Raw genomic sequence first — 17,615 nt, 5'->3', positions numbered from 1 at the left:
CATAGAAATACTTGTTTGGCGCATCTGGAATTTCAAAACCGAAATACGGTGCATCGCGTGAGATATCCCAGTCGTTCAGGCCATTTTCAAACCATTCATCGAGCTTGTTGGCAATTGAAACCGGCAGGCGGCCTTCATCGCGGGTCCATTTCTGCAGGTATTCGCCAAAGTTCGGCAGCTTGAAGAAGTAGTGGTCTGAAGATTTCTCGACCGGCGTTGCGCCGCTTAGCGTTGAACGCGGGCTGAGCAGCTCGGTGGCATTGTAGGTGGTGCCGCAGACTTCGCATGAATCGCCGTACTGGTCTTCCGCCTTGCATTTCGGGCAGGCGCCTTTAATGAAGCGGTCAGACAGGAACATGCCTTTTTCCGGGTCAAACAGCTGGGTTACAGGGCGCACCGCAATATTGCCGGCCTCGCGGTTTTTAATGTAGATTTCTTCCGAGCGCGCTTTGTTTTCGGCGCTGTTGGTCGAATCATAATGATCGAAATGCACGCTGAAGCCGTCAAAATCGCGCACATGCTCTTTCTGCACGTTGGCAATCTGCTGTTCCGGCGTAATGCCGTTGGCTTCGGCGCGCAGCATAATCGCTGTGCCGTGAGCGTCGTCCGCGCATACATAAGTCACGTTATGGCCCATTGCACGCATGGCGCGAACCCAAATATCTGCTTGGATATAACCGAGTAAGTGACCCATATGGATCGGGCCATTGGCGTATGGAAGGGCATTAGTGACTAAAATATTACGCACGGATATAACTCTCTCATTCGTATTTTATATAAGGTCAACGATTTTACCTTAGATAGCTGAGAGATGCACAAGGGAATAGGTGAAATGTTTTCAAAAGCAGATTTTTCTATATTCGCCAGGCAATAACGGCGATAATGAAAAAAGATAGAAAACAGCATTTAGAGCGATAAGCCCATGACCGATGACGATTTTGATTTCGACCAGCCAGTGACCCGCATTCCGCAGAATGCGCAGGGCAAAAAGCAGCTGGGTAATCAAATTTTAAAACAGGCCGAACAGTATCTGGCGGCAATGGGTTCGGCAGCCCACGGCAGCCTGGTGAGCGCATTAAGGCAGTGCGCACAGCAGGAACCGTATTTTACGGTGCTTGCCGATCAAATTGAATTTGAAAGCGATGCGCCCGCAGCCAATGATGCATTAAATCTGCTGTATTTCTGGAAAATGGCCAATGAAAAAGAGCCCGATATCGTCCCGTTCTCCCTGCTGGATTTGATTGAAAAAGACTATTTTCAGAATGAACTGCTGGCGGCGTTTGACGCCTTGGACATCGGGCCAAATCAAGGCCAGCACCGCCAAGTCATTCAGGAAGCTTTGAAGATGCATCAGCTGCAGTGCTATGCCGGCAGCATTACCGTGCTGTACGGGCAGATTGAAGGCATTTTGACCGCAGCTTTGCTGCAGCGCGGCTACCTTGCGCAGAACCAGACCAAGTTTGTCGATGTGTATAAAATCGTGCCGGGCTTAAAAGGCCATGAAGTGAAAAGCCTGTGGCACAAGGTGAAAATCGCCTGCGACCTGAATCCGTATTTTATGGAGCTGGAAGCCTTTAAAATGGACAGCAGCTCGAATGTGACAGCGACACGCCATAATATTGTGCATGGCGCAGATGTCGCGCATTTCACGCAGGAACGCAGTTTTGTGCTGTTTATCTGGCTGTTTGCTGCTGTCAGCTTTATCAGCACAGTAAAGCATTAAATTGTCAGGCGGGGAGTTGCAGGCTGTTTGAGATGCAATTGAAACAGCCGGCAGCAGCTTTGCCTATGCGGTCTCGCCTTGTTTAAGTCTAATAAAAATTATTCGCGCATTGCGTTTCCGGCCTCAGCTTTAAAATGGCTGAAATGCCCGGCTGGCTTCAGGGCTGAAGCTCTGCGCTGACCAGCCTTTTAATTTTCAGCGCTTTCTCAAAATGATCCAGCTGATGGGTTTTAATCCACCATTCCGCAGCCTGCATCAGCATTTCCGGGTCATCATTTTTATTGGCAAAAAAAGCGTAAAAAGAAAGCCCGACATTTTCACCTTTCTTGGCGATTTTATCGTCGCAGATTTGCATGATTCTTGATTGCAGTTCGGGGTTCATTCAATTTGCATCCGTGTTCGGTTTTTCGGGAAGTTATATTCAAAAACAGTATGCTGCAGCAGGCTGCTGATATGCGCAATGATAAAATGCTATGCAGTTCTTATGATTCGCTTCAGCGCTGGAAACAGATTATAAATGATGCAGGATGAGCTGAACGATCATTTGCAGCATCAAGCAGGGTATTTATTGCAAATTGCAGTTTCCGCATCCATGCGCGGCGGATCTGTATATAACTGGATGATCAATTTGACTGCAAATGCGCGGCTTGCACCTTGGTTTTAAAATAATTTCTAAATGAATCATAAGGGTAAATAAAATGACAGATACTGAATTCGCTGAGTTGAAGAATAAGGCGGCCGAACTGGATAACGAGCTGAAGCATCAAGCTGCAGAAGCCAAGCTTGAAGGCGAAAAGAAACTGCATGAGCTGAAGCGCGCTGCGGAAACGCGGCATGCGGAAGATAAAGCCGCGGCGGCTGAAAAAGCGGATGATCTTAAAGCCAAAGCGGAAAGCGCCAAGGCCGTAGCCCATGAGAAGCTTGAGCATTTAAAGGCGGAAGCCAGCCAAAAGCTGGACGAGGCCAAGCTGAAAGCCGCTGAATTAAAGCAGGACGCCGCGGAAAAACTTGACGGGCTGAAAGCGCAGGCCGCAGAGAAGCTGGATGAGCTGAAGCAGAAAGCCTCAGAAACGCTGAACAGGCTGAAAAAGGATGATCAGGCTTAAACTGCCTTTTCATCAGCTTTATCATATGTGTAATATGGACTTCAGAGTTTAGCTGTATATATTCAAGAAACCGAGTATTAATTTAAACATCGGCACGATCATTTATAGCTGAGTTTGCTTAAACGGCCCCGTGAAAATCTTTTTTACGTCCTAAGCTCTTGAGTAAAATCAACTTCGGATACGCGAAGTGCAGCATGGATGCTGCACGTTGCCCATCACGGCAAGGACGCTGTGTATGGGCAACAAAAGACTTTTGCTCCTTTGGGTCTTTCCAAAGGAGGGGCTTGCCTGCGCAAAGGTTTTTAAATTTCTAAAGGAAAAATGAGGCAGTGCAAGCGCCATCAGTTAATTGCCTAAATGGTTAACACGCTAAAAACCTAATGAAATCATATTTTATAAGAAATTATATGTAATACAAACTTTAGAATTTGGCTATAGTCTATCACAAAAGCCTATTTTTGATCCTGCTGCTGCAGTCTGTAAGACTTGATGCTGATCTGATGATGGCGCTTAAATTCAAATTCATGGAAATTTATAGCAAAAAATCAGCATGTTGACCGTGATGGAATGTATCCAAGTGGCGCTTAAAGCCGAGCGTTTCGCTGGGTATTTTGGCTTTATCTGCAAGCTTATGCGGAACGGCGCTTAACCTTGGCGGTATTTGCCGTTAAACTAGCGTTAATCTGCTGTATTTCTGCTTTTCTGGAGTAACTCTATGTCGTGGCTTTCTTCGCTCAAATCTGTTTTTTCGCCGGCTCAGGAGGTAAAGGAAGAAGAAATCCAGCAAGTGCTTCAAAGCTATATCCTGCCGAATTCGGACAATGCGCTGAAAGACCGGATTACCCAGGTGAATGTGCAGGGCCGGGTGCTGCAGATCAGCATAAATACTTATCCTGCAGAAGCGGATGACCTGCAGCGGATGCATGATGAGCTGGCGGATGCGCTGGAAAAATGCGGCATTGCGGAACTCAATATGCATGTGATTCAGCAGAAAACCGGGCATGGCGCCGGCGGCTGCGGCCATCAGCATGCCGAAGGCGAAAGCTGTTCAAGCCAGCCGAAAGCGGAAAATGCAGCGCCGAAAAGCCATTTGCCTCCGGTGATGGATGCAGCCGCTTCCGCGCCGGAACCTCAAGCTGAAGCAGCCGATCCGAATAATCCGCCGATTCAGAAAGCCGCGCCGCAGCAGCGCGATGTGCCGAAGCATCCGCGCATTCAGAATGTGATTTTAGTTTCGTCCGGCAAGGGCGGGGTAGGCAAATCCACCACCACAGTAAACCTGGCCTTGGCGCTGCAGCAGCTGGGGCTGAAAGTCGGCGTTTTAGATGCCGATATTTATGGGCCAAGCATTCCAACCATGCTCGGCAATGCCGGCAGAACGCCGATGATTGAAGCTGAAAACTTTGTGCCGCTGGATGCCTATGGCCTTGCCGTGCTGTCGATTGGCCATTTAACCGGCGATAACAACACGCCTGTGGCATGGCGCGGGCCGAAAGCCACCGGCGCGCTGATGCAGCTGTTTAATCAGACTTTATGGCCAGACTTGGATGTGCTGGTGATTGACATGCCGCCGGGCACCGGCGATATTCAGCTGACTTTGGCGCAGCGCATTCCAGTCACCGGCGCCGTGATTGTGACCACGCCGCAAAATGTCGCGCTGATGGATGCGACCAAAGGCATTGAGCTGTTTAACCGCGTGAATATTCCGGTGATGGGCGTGATTGAAAATATGTCGACGCATATCTGCTCGAACTGCGGCCATGAAGAGCAGATTTTCGGCGCGGGCGGCGGCGATCAGCTGGCGGAGCAGTATCACATTCCTTTGCTGGGGCGCCTGCCTTTGAATGTGCAGATCCGCGAAAATGCCGATGCCGGCAAGCCTTCGGTGATTGCCGGCGATGATGCTGCCGACAGCTATCTGCAGATTGCGCAGAAAATTGCCGACAAATTATCTAAAGCAGCTAAAGACGGTAAGCGCATTTTTTAAACTGAAGCCTATCCGCAGGACATCTTCGGATGTTCCGCCCGCGGCTTCTGAAGGTCAATCAGAAGCCGTGAGCGCCATGCACAAGCAGTTACTGCGCTTTCTTTAACTCTGCCAAGAGCTGCGCTTCATAGTCATCCAGGGCTTTATTCAAAGCGGCAAGCCAGGCGCCGTCGGTAACAGCGGCATGGCGCGTTTCCGATTTGCTGTGCACAATAACGGGCGCCGTGCGCAAATTGGACTGAATCGAGGTTTCTATTTCGGAATAAAGTCCGATATTCCATGCCCCCGGCTGCAGCCAAAGCCAAAATTTATCAATTTCAACATTCAGCCTCAGGTCGGAAGCGATATTGCTGTGCGCCGGCACAACTTTATAGCCGGCTTTATTTAATGCGGACTGAATTCTCTGCTCCACTAAGGCATTGACCGTCTGCCCATTGCCTAAGACTACATCGCCCAGTGCCTTGCCAAAACCATTGCGCTTGCGCGCAAATGCCTGGGCTTTCAATTCGGCATCGGCAGCAGAGGCTTTTCCGCCTTTTAATGAAGGAATATTGGCCTGCCGCGGCGCGTCTTCAAAAACGCGGCGGTCTTGAATGGACTGGATGACCGCCACTTTCTGCAAGGCTGCCTGATCGTACTGCGCGGACGCTGCCGGAACAGAAATTACACTGCGGCTGGTTGCGCAGCCGCTGAAGAACGCCACGCTGGAAGACAGCATGATGAGACCGAATAATTTATTCATTATTTTTAAGCCTATGAATTGTAAATGTAATTTATAGCCGGCTTAGCATAGCCGGTTCTATTGCGGCATTAAAGCCACTTTTTTCTGAGCTGCGCTCTTTTCTTCCATTTTCTCACTGTGCTCCAGCGCCACAGGAGCCGGGTCAGCAGGCAAAGCAGCGCTGCGCCGAGCAGCGCTTCAAGCATCAGGCCGGCCAGCAGGATTTTAGCCAGATGAAAATCAATACGGCCATGTCCGAAATGTTCAGCCCAGTGCAAAATCTGGTGCAAAACGCCCAGCATCATGTCCTGATCAATCATATTGACCTGAAAAACTCTGCTGCCGAGCCAAAAGCCAAGATATAAAATGGGCACGACAGTCAGCGGATTGGACAGCCAGGCCAGCGTCAGGCTCAGAGGCAGATTGGCCTCTATCAGCAGCACGGTCAGCACAATAAAAACACTGTGAAAAGGTATGGGGAGAATTCCCCAGAAAGTGCCGATAAAAACGGCTAGGGAAATGGACTTGCGGTTCACATACCAAAGCACAGGGTTGAAAGCGCGCTGGCCAAAAAACTTCATAAATTTCAGCTGACTGACTTTTTCCGGCGAGGGAAGCCAAGATTGAAAAAAATGTTTTGCCATATGGAAGGGCGCTTTAAAGGAATAGGTATAGTGTAGTTGGGCGCGGCGGCATACCTGAAGCTGCAGGAAAAATATGCGCCGATTAAAACCGCTCAACCTGAAATTCAGCTTAAATAACAGGGAAAAACCAATGCATTTTTGCGGAGATTTTATACTGTATCTGCCTTTAAATTAGGCGAAGTGCTTGAAAAGTAATCAATTGTGACCAAATGGTAATTTTGATTTTTAAATGTTAAGTACATGAAAAACATTAAATAAATAAAAAAACTCCGGTTTTTATATATCGGCTTACAAATATTTTTTTGCGTCCTGATTTGAACTGATTTAATCTGCGTTCACTCAAAAGTGAGTTTTGCGTATGATTTCATGGTTTTTCATTGGCTTAGTTGTCACTATTTTGCTGACACCGGGGCCTACCAATACCTTGCTGGCGTCATCGGGCATACAGGTGGGCGTGCGGAAATCTTTCCGTTTAATTCCTGCAGAGGCATTCGGCTACTTAATTTCAATTACCCTGTGGGGCGTGCTGATTGGAAAAGTCGCTGTGCATTTTCCTTTGCTGCCGACTATTCTGAAATTATTCAGCGCAGCTTATATCCTCTTTTTAGCTATCCGCCTGTGGAAAACCGCAAATGTTTCGCAAGATTACAATCAGGTGACCATTGGCCCGGCGCAGCTTTTTGCTGCCACGCTGCTGAATCCTAAAGCCTTGCTGTTCGCTTCGGCTATTTTTCCAGCCATTGCATGGGCAGATCCGCGCTACTATGCAGCACATATGGCGATTTTCCTGCTGCTGATCATTCCAATTGCATTTTTATGGACTTTTATCGGCTCAATTTTGACTTCCAATAAAATCAGCTGGCTGAATCAGTGCAATCTGCAGAAAATGGCTTCACTGGTGCTGATGAGCTTTTCCATTCCGCTGAGCTATTCCGCGCTGCTGAAGCTTTAGCGCATAGCGCAATTATGCGCCGGCCAAGGCCGGCTTATTTTCATTGCGCCCGATTTCAGTTAAAGTACCACGCTATATTTGAATAAAAGCATTTTGGATAGAAACATGGCCATTAAGTCTGATCGCTGGATTCGCGAAATGAGCGAAAAACACGGCATGATTGAACCGTATGCAGAGAACCAGGTCCGTTATGACGAGAATGGCGACAAGCTGATTTCCTATGGCGTGTCCAGTTACGGTTATGATGTGCGCTGTGCGCGTGAATTTAAAGTTTTCACCAATGTGCATTCCGCCATTGTAGACCCAAAAAACTTTGATGATAAAAGCTTTATCGATATTGAGTCGGATGTCTGCATTATTCCGCCCAACTCCTTCGCCTTGGCGCGCACCGTGGAATATTTCCGCATTCCGCGCAATGTCCTGACGGTTTGCCTGGGCAAATCGACTTATGCGCGCTGCGGCATTATTGTCAATGTCACGCCGCTGGAACCGGAATGGGAAGGCCATGTAACCCTGGAATTTTCCAATACCACCAATTTGCCGGCGCGCATTTACGCGGGCGAAGGCGTGGCGCAAATGCTGTTCTTTGAATCAGATGAAGTCTGCGAAACTTCCTACAAAGACCGCGGCGGCAAGTATCAGGGTCAAACCGGCGTAACGCTGCCTAAAGCCTAAAGCTGTAAAATTTTGAATAAGCAGGCTTTTTAGCCTGCTTATTTTTTACCTGCTTCATTCATCGGAAAGCGCGGCATTTCAGCCGGATTATTTTGCAATTGCGTTGCGATTCAGCATAATAAAAAGTTACAAGCAGCTTGGCATAACTCCATCATGGAATAGATGGGACAAAAACAAATTACAGTGCCGGGAAAAGCAATAAATATAAAAAAGATGCAGCGCATCTGATAACAGGACGGTCGAGATGACTCATTCAAAAAAGGCTTACAGATTCCGCCAGAACTGTGTGGCGGCTGCGGTCAGCCTGCTGCTGGCGCCTTCAGCTTTTGCGCTTCAGAATTTATCGGATGAACGCCTTGCTGAAACAACCGGGGAAGGCGTTGCCCTGCTGCCGGAAAATTTCAAGATGGTTTTTCAGGGGCCGAATGACATTTCCGCAGCCTCCAGCTACGGGACGCTGACTGACAAAGCCAGCCTGCTGGAGGCGTCTAAAAAAGATACAGGATTTATCCGGATTATCCCTGCCGGCGGCAATTATGAAAAGCTGTATGAGCAGAACAGGCAGAAAATTTACAATGACAAATTCAACGCGGATTATACCTATAAGCTGCAGGACAATTACAATCAGCATTACCTGCCGAAATACAATCAAGTCTATACAGCGGTAAAAAACAATGCGGATTACCGGGCGCAAATCCGGGCGCTGTACGCAAAGGATTTTGATGCGGACTATGCCAAATATTCAACAGACAACGCTGCGCAAATCAGCACCCAAACCACGCAGCTGAGGCCTACAGCTTCCTGGTCAAGCCGCTATACTGAGCTGTACAATCAGCGCAGGGAAGATACGGTAATAGGCGCTGCTGGCTGTACTTGGTGCGCGCATACTGAAAGTGACAGCGCATCTAAAGCATGGGCTGAAAATGCGGTTGCAGGGGAAATTAAGCATTACATCATCAGCACAGCCGTCAATGCCAATATAGATCAGCGCACCAATACCCGGCTGGAAGAAAGCGCGGCCTTAAAAGCTAAAAATGAAGCGGATGCCTATTATGAAACATACCGGCAGCAGCTGTATAACGGTGCGCGCAATTCGGCTCAATCCTTGGTCAATTCAACCAATCTTGCAGAATCCTTAAAAGCCTCCAGAACGAAAGCAGACGTGTTTATTTACGGACTGGCGCTGTCTAAAAGCAACGGCGACATGAGTCAGCGTTACAGCAACCAGGGCTTAAACTGGGGCAGCGCGGAAAATCCCTGGCTGTTCAGGTCAGGCACGGCCAAAGACATTCAGCAGTTTAAAAAAGACAATAAGGCCGATATGGCCTATCTTGCCCTGGAAGCCCCTTTAGCCAGAGAAGGCGTAAACAGCGCATCGGACCGCATTAAGCTGGGCTTCTGGACGGATATTTTTTCCAGGGCGCTGGACTCCAGCAGCCTGGTTGACCCGGTTACCGGCGCGCCAGTCAGCGGCCTGGACAAGGACTACCGGCTCAGGGCGCAGTTCATTGCCAATGGCCTGAGCATTGACGGCTCGCAGCTGCGCTTATTCCAGACTCAGCCGTCCAGCGCGGCGCAGCACAGCCAGACACTGGGCATGGCCAGCATTCTGCGCCTGAACACCAATGACGACCCTTCAAGATTAAGCATGAATGATGCGGACTTAAACGCCAGAGGGATTCGCCTCAGCACCGCGGCCAGAACGGATAATGATGACGGCGCTGCGCCTACCCCGGCCATGGACGGCAGTTTTGCGCCGATCTTCAATGAATCTGATGGCCTGTATTTATACAGCGCCAATATCAACCTGGTGCTGGGCAATATGTATCAGCCCTTCGTGCTGGGTTCTGAGGGCGGCAATATTATCCTGGAGCTGACCCACATTCCGAATGTTCCTGAAATCTATACTAAAATTTACAGCTATTACGCAGATACCGATGGCGCCAATCCGCTGGTAAAAACGCAGGAAGGCGCAGCGGCTGTTCAGCCCCAGCTGAAGGATGCCGACGGAATTTACCGGGCGCTTGCAGGCTCAACCTGCAATGTCAGCTATTGCGGCTCGAACACTTCAGAAATTGCAGCGGGAAGCGCTGCGGTTAAATATCAGGGAAGCAATGCCACGCACAGCAGCATTGCAATTGGCAGCGTCAGCCGTGATCCGCTGAGCAATACGCTGAGGGCGAATAGAGCCGCGGATTCTACAGGCGTGGTGTTCAGAGGGCCTGCATCCGGCAGCGCGCCGGTCAATCTGGGTTCGGCGGCGATTGACGGCGTCCTGATCCAGCATTTCAAACTTAAAACCACCGGCCTGTAAGGAGCAGAGCATGCTGAATAAATCACTGAGCGCCGCGCTGCTGCTGGCAGCCGGCGTGTGCCATGCAGAGCTGTCCGGCCTGAATGCGCAGGAAATGCAGGATGCGCGGGGCCAGGGCGGCGCGGATTTAAACTGGACGCTGTCTTTGAATCACCGCTATGCCAATGACATGAGCCTGAAGGATATCTCAGCGCGCGATGCGCAGGGCAAAGTCAGCCAGGCGTTTTACAGCTATGACTGCGTGCAGGATGTGCAGTGCCGCTTTGCATTTTCCCCGAATAATCATAAAGACGGCGATAATCAGAAATGGCTGGTGTTTAAGCAGATTCAAGGCACGATCCAGATTGAGCGGTTTTCATTGGCGGGAACCACCATCTTAAACAAGGACGGCAATCCGCAAACCGCCATGAAGCTTTCATTTTTAGATGACAAGCCGCTGAAGGTCAGGAATCTGGGGTTTGCAAATCTGTCGGTTGAAACCGATGACGCCAGCGTGAAAGGCTATTTAAAAGACGAAAAATACAGCCAGTATGACGCCTATACGCTCAATGCGAACGGCGACAAGGTATACAGCAGGGCGGATGTTCCCGCCTTTGATCAGGGGGCCGAAAAAGGCTTCATGGGGCTGAACATGCATGGAAATATGCACATATCGGGAGACTTGAAAATCTTCAGCTACAACTGCGCCGGCACAGGAACCAGCCGCTGCTGATCTTAAAGGTTTCAAAAGGATGTTGAAATGCACAAAATAATAAAACTGAATTTGCTGGCGGCAGGCATATGCTTGGCAAATCATGCCTATGCGCTGGAAGCCCTGAATGACCGCAGCCTGGGAAATGTCACAGGGCAGGACGGCATTTCCATTAGCCATGAAGTTTCGCGCGTGGACATCGCGCAGGTCAACTGGGCCGACTATTCCGGCGCCAATGCCCCGCCAATCAAGCTGGGCCTGCATGATGTGAAAATTCAGGCCGCGCAGAATCATCAAAATATACAGACAAAACTGGACTTCGATGTCGGGGTGACGAATCCGGACAATACGGCAAGGAAAGGCGCAGGCATTGCGCTGCGGGCCAGCGTTTCGCCGTTTTCCGCGGCGGCGGCTAAAATCATGCTGCTGTGCGAGCCGGATTGCGCAGCCGGAGAAAACAATCAGAACCTCGGCAGCCTGAGCTTTTCGACGATTTCGCCTCTGCAGATTTATCTGGCCACAAGCAATGGCCTGTTTAACCGCAATGACAAGGCGCATTTGGAATTTCAGCTGCAGAACGCCAGCATCAGCTATGGCCAGAACGGCCAGAATCTGACGCTGAAGGATTTCAACTTTAATTTTTCTGCCGACGGCTATCTGTATATTGACCGCGATGAAGGCATTGTGCTGGCGACTAAATCGCAGGACGGCAATACCGGCCATATTGTCAATCTCGGCCGGGTTGAAGACAGAACCGATGTGCATGCCAGCCGCGCAGGCACAGCCAGCAATCCCGGCGTCAGCCTGGATTTGCGCTATGGGGCGGATGCATCCAGCCAAGGCAATCTGATCCGTTTGGGCGCCTCAGGCGGCCTGAGCAATGCCAAAATACTGTTCAATGCCAATCAGGCGGGCATTGCTTCATTTACCCATGTCAACCGCGGCGGCGGCAATGCCGCCGAAACGCTGACGGCAGCCGCGGCGGGCTATGGCTTTAAGGACAGCGGCGGCCTGCATTTCGGCGTTTCCGCTGATTTTCTGCATGATGGGGCCAATCCGACCGTATTTGAACTGGGCCATACCGGCACAGGCAGCTATGCCATTGAGTTTTCAAATTTAACCCGCCTGAATGTGCGAAACTCAAATGACCCGAATGCAGCGCGCAATCAGCAAAATGCCTATATCGATTTCGGCGATATTTATATCAACAGCATCCGGAGCAATGCTTTAGGCTTTGTAATTAATGAACAGATTAAGAATGTCCTCGGTGCGCCGGCTTATGAATTGGTCTATAACCCTGCGCCGTCCGCCAATGCGCAGAATATGGTGCTGGTGGCTGTCCGCGGCATGGACTTTCAGGCGATTTCCCGCAAAGCGCGCTTCATTTCGGACAATTCTATTGCGGACATCAATGCTGAGCCTAAACAGGCTGCCGCCTGGGGCTTGGGCATCCCGGTCTATAATCTGAACGCCAATGCCGCCCTTTTTGCGAAAGACTATGCCAATGCCAAAGGCGTGCTGAAATCCGGGTTAGGCTATGACTTTGCCATGTCTACAGACGGCTACGGCATAGATGCTAAAACCGGCACGCCGAATACCACGTCAATTATCGTGATTGACGGCGCGGCCGGCAGCCACGGCGAGGAAGTGAATTACTATGCCGGCCTAAGGAATATTGATTCTTATATCAAGGCCAATGGCGTGATTGGCTTTGAAGATCAGGAAATTTATATCCGCGCTGACAGCCTGCTGCTGGCTGCGCGGGCTGAAATGGCCATTGGCCAATTGCCCGGCTCGCTGTATAACTGCGCAGCCGGGCAGGCCTCATGCGAGAAGAAAGTTGTGCCGATTGACAGCTTTGCACGCAAGGATGATGTGCTGGCCAGCATCGCCTTCAAGCTGGACGGCAAAGGCGAGCTGTTTATCATTCCAGGTCTGGAAAGCGCCAATGGCACGCCGGACACTAACTATTTATCGCTCAAAGCCAACTTTGAATTCAATCCGCTCAGCGGCGCTGCCGACCGGGGCAGCTTTATCAGCATCATCAATGAGGATGTCAAAGCTGCGGGAACGGCGGAATCCAGCGTTAACCTGAATCAGCTGCAGGGCAATATCGGGCTGGAAACCCGGCTGCATGTGCAGAAAGATGCTGTGGTGATGGACAGTCAGGTGAAGTTTAACCGCCTGGGAACAGCAGCCGCTTCAGGCAAGGCCTTCACGGCGGAATTGGCGATTGCGCCTGCAGGGAATATGCAGAAAATTGCGGATATCGCAATCAGCGGCGGCGCCATGCGCAGCAGCTTAGGCATAACACCACGATAAAAGAAGAATTTAAAGGGAATTGCAATGAAAAGAATACTGGTTGCCGCTGTCATTGGCAGCATGTGGGTGAGCGGGAACGCCGCAGCGTTCCGCAGCCTGTCCGATGCCGAACTGGCGAAAGTGGATGGGCAGGCGCTGCTGAATTTTTCCAGGGATGCTTACAGCTACACCACATCCAACAGTGAATCCGTCAGTTTTTTCAAATTAAGCCTGGATGCTGAAATGGAGCTGAACACCAATATCAAGTCGCTGCAGCTGGGCTGCGGCGGGGTGAACGGAGCAGGGAAATGCGATATTGACATCACAAATTTAGCGCTGAGCGGCCTGCCCAGCAGCTATGACAGCAACGGCGTGCCTGTATATGACAATGGCCGCGCCAGCACCAGCGCAAAAATCACCAACCCTTTTATTGAATTTGCGGTAAAAAATGGCGGCCAGGCCTCAACGCGGGAAATAGTAGGCTTCAGGCTGGGCGCTGCGGAAATACTCGGCATGCTGACGGCCGGCACAGAAAATTCACGCAATCCCTCAGACGGCATCCAGTCTTTCAGCGGCTACATGAAAATGGCGGCGACGCAGGGCGATGTGAATACCAAGGCGTCAAAATTCGGCGTAACGGAGTCGCAGGAAATTGAGGGCAACCTGCATGCTTTGGGGGAAGACCGGGTGTTCAGAAGTGACCATACCAATGCGAAAAATACCGGAATTACCGTGCCGAGCATCAATGTCAAATTCAACATGCCGGAAACTGTGGTGACTGGAACGCGCATGACTCAAGCGAAGGTTGCGGGCATTTCCGCGAATATCCCGGCGATTCCGCTGGCTGCCGGGGAAAATGCATCTCAGGCGGAAATAGACCGCTTTAAGAACGATCAGCTGTATGTTGGCTTTGATCCGATTCTGGGCATCGCGAAATCTTCGCTGTTTAAAATGGGCACCGGCTCGAAAATTTCTGACCTGAATATGGACATCAGCTTTACCCAGGCCTTGAGCATGATTCACAATTTGCCTTTGACAGGCACCGGCGGCTATCTTTCGCTGCAGAGCGAAGCGGTCAAATGGGCGGGGACAGAGCGGGAAGATATCGCCCAAACCGGCTGGTGGATGTCTTTGAAGGATCCGGTGCAGCTGGGCTATCTGCAGGCGCAGGAAGAGGTGGATATCTCAGCGGTGCTGCCGCAGGTTGCCGATTTAGTGACCGCATTTATGAAGACGCCGGAGCAGGAAGTCAATGTCGGCACATTGGAAGCGCTCGGCACGCTATTCAATGTGCCGGTGGTCAGAACGCTGAATGTTGATTTGGCGACAGCCACAGCGGCGAATCCGGCAAGCATTACTTTAAACAGCCAAATCCTCAAAAATCAGCAAGTGGTGTCAAACTGTTTCGGCGGCCTGAAGTTCTGCTGACGCGTTTTGCAAAAAAAAATCCCGCATCAAGCGGGATTTTTTATGCATCGGCTAAAAATTATTTTGCAATCTTAGCCAATAATTCTTCTTTGGAAATATTCACCGACTCAGCATCGCGGCGGCCTTTGTATTCAAAAGTGCCGGCATCCAAGCCTTTTTCGCCAATGACAATGCGGTGCGGAATGCCGGTCAATTCAAGGTCAGAGAATTTCACGCCCGGACGCTCATTGCGGTCATCCAGCAGCACATCATAGCCGGCAGCCGCCAGTTCCGCATACAGCGCTTCGGCTGCTTCCAGGGTGCGCGGCGATTTATGCGCATTCATCGGCACAATCGCCACTTCAAACGGCGCAATAGCCGCAGGCCAGATAATGCCTTTGTCATCGAAATTCTGCTCAATGGCGGAAGCCACCACGCGCGTTACGCCAATGCCGTAGCAGCCCATGGTCACGACCAATGGCTTGCCGTCTTCGCCCAGCACTTTGCAGCCAAGCGCTTCTGAATATTTTTGGCCCAGCTGGAAGATATGGCCAACCTCAATGCCGCGCTTGATTTGCAGCGTGCCTTTGCCGTCTGGAGACGGATCGCCTTCCACGACATTGCGTAGGTCATAGACTTCCGTAAGCTGTGCGTCACGCTCCCAGTTGACGCCCGTTGCATGCTTGTCCGCTTCATTTGCGCCGGCGACAAAGTCAGACAGCACAGAGGCAGCGCGGTCGGCAATTACGGTAATGCCTTTTTCCGCCAGGCCCTGTGGGCCGCAGAAGCCGGCAGTTAAGCCCAGTTCAGCAAGCTGCGCTTCGCTTGCAAATGCCAGAGGCGATGCAATCAGCGGATGCTTTTCAGCTTTAATTTCATTCAGTTCATGGTCGCCGCGTAGGAACAGCGCAATCACAGGCGCAGTTTTGCCTTCTTCAGCAGCACCTTGCACCAGCAGAGCTTTGACGGAATGGGCCGGGTCAGTGCCTAAGAATGCGGATACGTCAGCAATGGTTTTCTGGTTTGGCGTATCGACAATCTGCAATGCTTTAGCTGGCGCAGCGCGCTCACCGGTCAGTACGGCTTCAGCCATTTCAACGTTGGCTGCATAATCCGACTCGGTCGAGAATGCGATATCATCTTCGCCGCTGGACGCCAGCACATGGAATTCATGCGAGCCTGAACCGCCAATGGAACCGGTATCGGCCTGCACTGGACGGAAATTCAAGCCCAGGCGGCTGAAAATCTTGCAATATGCATCATACATATTGTCATAGGTTTCCTGCAGCGAGGCCTGGTCGACATGGAAGGAATAGGCGTCTTTCATGATGAATTCGCGTGAACGCATCACGCCGAAACGCGGGCGGATTTCGTCGCGGAATTTGGTCTGCACCTGATAGAAGTTTGCCGGCAGCTGCTTGTAGCTTTTCAGTTCGCTGCGCGCAAGATCTGTAATCACTTCTTCGTGTGTTGGCCCAAGCACAAAGTCATTGCTGTGGCGGTCTTTAAAGCGCAATAATTCAGGACCGTACTGCACAAAACGGCCGGACTCCTGCCACAGCGACGCAGGCTGCGTCACCGGCATCAGCACTTCCAGCGAGCCGGCGCGGTTCATTTCTTCACGCACAATCGCTTCAACTTTATTCAATACGCGCACGCCCATCGGCAGCCAAGTATACAGCCCGGATGCCAATTTACGAATCATCCCGGCACGCAGCATCAGCTGATGTGAAATAACTTCAGCATCGTTCGGGGTTTCTCTCAACGTTGCAAATAAAAAGCGGCTCGCGCGCATGGAAACTGTCCTGAAAAATTAAGCGTTAAAGCAGGGATTATACAATAAAAAATGAAGCGAGCATTTCTGAATGTCGCCTCATTGGCATTTAAAGGCGTTAAAAAATCACGGCATGATTTTTGCGGCGCGCCGCGTATCAGGAAATGCTTCAAGTCATCCAGATAAGTGAAAATCACCGGCACCGCCGCCAAGGTCAGCAGGGTGAAGGTGATCACCCCGCCAATCACTGAATGCGCCGGTTTTTTTTAAACAAAGTGCAGGGCTGGCCCGGCGGAAATGAGCGGATGGCAGGGTCGTTGTTTTATGCTGCTGTCAACAGAAGTTTTTGAATAAAAAGCAATTATTCCATGGCTTTCAAGCGGGAAATAATGCTGTTGTATTCCGCTGCCGTAGTGCGGTAATTGTTTTGTAAAGACTGGATATAGTCTTTTTTCGCGACGATATTTTTCTGGTTATTGGCCAGCATAGCCTTTAGCGGCGCCGGCACCGGCTCACCCTTGCGGAAATGCTCGCGTTCTTGGCGCACAAACAGAATGCGGTCATTCTGCAGCTGCTTCAGCTGATCCTGCTGAAAGGCCAGCTGCTTATTGATTTGCGTTAAAGCGTCATTTTTTTTCAGCGCAGCGGTGCGGCTGTTATTGTAGGCGCGCTTCAGCTTGGCATCCGACTCAATCTGCCTGGCTTGCGCTGCCCGTTTTGGCGCTTGCCTAATATCGGCTTCTGCATTATAAGGTTTATTGCGCTTAATCACCTGCATGTTCTGATCAAGCGCTTCATAGCCGTAGCGGATATGGTTCGGCGTAACGCTGGTGCTGATGTTCGCTACGCCTTTGCTGTCGTAATAGCGGTACCATGCGGTTTTAGGCTGCTGGGAAGCGGGAGCGGCTGCCAGCGCAGCATGCGACAGCAGGCAGGCCAGAAAAATGGATTTTCTCGGAATGCTTTTGTAATCAATGCAGGCAAGTTTGCGCTTAAACTGACTCAACATTGGACTCCCCAGTTGAAAGTTGACTAAATTACTTATTTTTAAGTAATAAAAATGTTATATTAGTCTTAAAATAGAGAATTAAAAACTATTCTAAGTTAAAAAAAAATCGTTGGTCATCAGAAAGTGTGAAGCTGTTGTTGAAATTGCAGAATACTGTGCTTGTGAGCAGAAATTGTCCATTGAAAATACACGTAAATATATGTTAAAAATGTTAATAACTTGTAAAAATACAGCTGATGGCAAAAACTTGTTTGTACATCCAAAATGGTAGGGTCATTAAATGGACGATAAATTCCAAAATCTAAAAGTCA

General features: G+C 50.3%; 16 protein-coding genes. 9 read left to right on the top strand and 7 right to left on the bottom strand.

Annotation, left to right across the window (positions count from 1 at the left end):
- Positions 1–748, bottom strand: a 748-nt coding sequence (locus RSA72_RS10570; protein WP_332623001.1) for a class I tRNA ligase family protein, incomplete at its 3' end; no start/stop codon positions are given.
- A gap of 174 nt (positions 749–922) precedes the next feature.
- Between RSA72_RS10570 and RSA72_RS10565 the strand changes: the two genes are divergently transcribed.
- Positions 923–1,723, top strand: a complete 801-nt coding sequence (locus tag RSA72_RS10565; RefSeq protein ID WP_332623000.1) for a hypothetical protein — start codon at positions 923–925, stop codon at positions 1,721–1,723.
- Between the two features lie 157 nt (positions 1,724–1,880).
- Here RSA72_RS10565 and RSA72_RS10560 read toward each other — a convergent pair whose 3' ends face one another.
- Positions 1,881–2,105 carry a DUF6500 family protein gene (locus tag RSA72_RS10560; protein ID WP_332622998.1) on the bottom strand — a complete coding sequence of 75 codons (225 nt, stop codon included), beginning with the start codon at positions 2,103–2,105 and terminating at the stop codon, positions 1,881–1,883.
- Positions 2,106–2,421: 316 nt separating this feature from the next.
- Here RSA72_RS10560 and RSA72_RS10555 point away from each other — a divergent pair, with 316 nt between their 5' ends.
- Complete coding sequence (locus RSA72_RS10555) at positions 2,422–2,829, top strand: hypothetical protein (RefSeq protein WP_332622997.1); 408 nt, start codon at positions 2,422–2,424, stop codon at positions 2,827–2,829.
- Positions 2,830–3,544: 715 nt separating this feature from the next.
- Positions 3,545–4,816: an iron-sulfur cluster carrier protein ApbC gene (gene apbC, locus RSA72_RS10550; protein ID WP_332622995.1), complete on the top strand. Its 1,272-nt coding sequence runs from the start codon at positions 3,545–3,547 to the stop codon at positions 4,814–4,816.
- Between the two features lie 88 nt (positions 4,817–4,904).
- Here the strand turns inward: apbC and RSA72_RS10545 are convergent, their stop codons facing one another.
- Together RSA72_RS10545 and RSA72_RS10540 are read right to left on the bottom strand one after the other, a co-directional pair.
- Complete coding sequence (locus tag RSA72_RS10545) at positions 4,905–5,558, bottom strand: flagellar biosynthesis protein (RefSeq protein WP_332622994.1); 654 nt, start codon at positions 5,556–5,558, stop codon at positions 4,905–4,907.
- Positions 5,559–5,626: 68 nt separating this feature from the next.
- Positions 5,627–6,181 (bottom strand): DUF2062 domain-containing protein, encoded by a 555-nt coding sequence (locus RSA72_RS10540; protein ID WP_332622993.1) that lies wholly within the window; start codon positions 6,179–6,181, stop codon positions 5,627–5,629.
- 358 nt (positions 6,182–6,539) lie between these two features.
- On the opposite strand from RSA72_RS10540, the gene RSA72_RS10535 reads away from it, so the two are divergent.
- The 6 genes from RSA72_RS10535 (at position 6,540) to RSA72_RS10510 (ending at position 14,542) form a co-directional block, all read left to right on the top strand.
- On the top strand, positions 6,540–7,133 hold the full coding sequence (locus tag RSA72_RS10535; RefSeq protein ID WP_332622992.1) for a LysE family translocator: 594 nt from the start codon (positions 6,540–6,542) through the stop codon (positions 7,131–7,133).
- Between the two features lie 105 nt (positions 7,134–7,238).
- Entirely contained in the window at positions 7,239–7,808 is a 570-nt protein-coding gene (gene dcd, locus RSA72_RS10530; protein WP_068910937.1) for a dCTP deaminase, read from the top strand.
- A gap of 244 nt (positions 7,809–8,052) precedes the next feature.
- A complete protein-coding gene (locus RSA72_RS10525) occupies positions 8,053–10,122 on the top strand; it encodes a hypothetical protein (RefSeq protein ID WP_332622989.1) in 2,070 nt (689 codons plus the stop codon).
- Positions 10,123–10,132: 10 nt separating this feature from the next.
- Positions 10,133–10,834, top strand: a complete 702-nt coding sequence (locus RSA72_RS10520) for a hypothetical protein (RefSeq protein WP_332622988.1) — start codon at positions 10,133–10,135, stop codon at positions 10,832–10,834.
- Positions 10,835–10,861: 27 nt separating this feature from the next.
- The gene (locus tag RSA72_RS10515) at positions 10,862–13,135 is read left to right on the top strand and encodes a DUF6160 family protein (protein WP_332633158.1); all 2,274 of its coding nucleotides are present in this window, start codon (positions 10,862–10,864) and stop codon (positions 13,133–13,135) included.
- 24 nt (positions 13,136–13,159) lie between these two features.
- On the top strand, positions 13,160–14,542 hold the full coding sequence (locus RSA72_RS10510) for a hypothetical protein (RefSeq protein ID WP_332622261.1): 1,383 nt from the start codon (positions 13,160–13,162) through the stop codon (positions 14,540–14,542).
- 58 nt (positions 14,543–14,600) lie between these two features.
- Here the strand turns inward: RSA72_RS10510 and RSA72_RS10505 are convergent, their stop codons facing one another.
- The 3 genes from RSA72_RS10505 to RSA72_RS10495 form a co-directional block, all read right to left on the bottom strand.
- Positions 14,601–16,316, bottom strand: coding sequence for a proline--tRNA ligase (locus tag RSA72_RS10505; RefSeq protein ID WP_332622260.1), 1,716 nt, complete (start codon positions 16,314–16,316; stop codon positions 14,601–14,603).
- Positions 16,283–16,543 (bottom strand): hypothetical protein, encoded by a 261-nt coding sequence (locus RSA72_RS10500; RefSeq protein WP_332622259.1) that lies wholly within the window; start codon positions 16,541–16,543, stop codon positions 16,283–16,285. The genes RSA72_RS10505 and RSA72_RS10500 overlap by 34 nt, the downstream gene beginning before the upstream one ends.
- Positions 16,544–16,656: 113 nt before the next feature.
- The gene (locus tag RSA72_RS10495; protein ID WP_332622258.1) at positions 16,657–17,304 is read right to left on the bottom strand and encodes a hypothetical protein; all 648 of its coding nucleotides are present in this window, start codon (positions 17,302–17,304) and stop codon (positions 16,657–16,659) included.
- Between the last annotated feature and the right edge of the window lie 311 nt (positions 17,305–17,615).

The sequence above is a fragment of the Acinetobacter sp. genome (genome assembly GCF_036659555.1).
Classification (GTDB): domain Bacteria; phylum Pseudomonadota; class Gammaproteobacteria; order Pseudomonadales; family Moraxellaceae; genus Acinetobacter.
This window is presented reverse-complemented; position numbering and strand designations above follow the sequence as displayed.

Bases quoted from the DNA above. Each gene is read 5' to 3' on its own strand.
- RSA72_RS10495 (WP_332622258.1), bottom strand. From the start codon at position 17,304: ATGTTGAGTCAGTTTAAGCGCAAACTTGCCTGCATTGATTACAAAAGC.
- RSA72_RS10505 (WP_332622260.1), bottom strand. From the start codon at position 16,316: ATGCGCGCGAGCCGCTTTTTATTTGCAACGTTGAGAGAAACCCCGAAC.
- RSA72_RS10560 (WP_332622998.1), bottom strand. From the start codon at position 2,105: ATGAACCCCGAACTGCAATCAAGAATCATGCAAATCTGCGACGATAAA.
- dcd (WP_068910937.1), top strand. From the start codon at position 7,239: ATGGCCATTAAGTCTGATCGCTGGATTCGCGAAATGAGCGAAAAACAC.
- RSA72_RS10535 (WP_332622992.1), top strand. From the start codon at position 6,540: ATGATTTCATGGTTTTTCATTGGCTTAGTTGTCACTATTTTGCTGACA.
- RSA72_RS10515 (WP_332633158.1), top strand. From the start codon at position 10,862: ATGCACAAAATAATAAAACTGAATTTGCTGGCGGCAGGCATATGCTTG.
- RSA72_RS10520 (WP_332622988.1), top strand. From the start codon at position 10,133: ATGCTGAATAAATCACTGAGCGCCGCGCTGCTGCTGGCAGCCGGCGTG.
- RSA72_RS10545 (WP_332622994.1), bottom strand. From the start codon at position 5,558: ATGAATAAATTATTCGGTCTCATCATGCTGTCTTCCAGCGTGGCGTTC.
- RSA72_RS10510 (WP_332622261.1), top strand. From the start codon at position 13,160: ATGAAAAGAATACTGGTTGCCGCTGTCATTGGCAGCATGTGGGTGAGC.
- RSA72_RS10555 (WP_332622997.1), top strand. From the start codon at position 2,422: ATGACAGATACTGAATTCGCTGAGTTGAAGAATAAGGCGGCCGAACTG.
- RSA72_RS10565 (WP_332623000.1), top strand. From the start codon at position 923: ATGACCGATGACGATTTTGATTTCGACCAGCCAGTGACCCGCATTCCG.
- apbC (WP_332622995.1), top strand. From the start codon at position 3,545: ATGTCGTGGCTTTCTTCGCTCAAATCTGTTTTTTCGCCGGCTCAGGAG.
- RSA72_RS10525 (WP_332622989.1), top strand. From the start codon at position 8,053: ATGACTCATTCAAAAAAGGCTTACAGATTCCGCCAGAACTGTGTGGCG.
- RSA72_RS10540 (WP_332622993.1), bottom strand. From the start codon at position 6,181: ATGGCAAAACATTTTTTTCAATCTTGGCTTCCCTCGCCGGAAAAAGTC.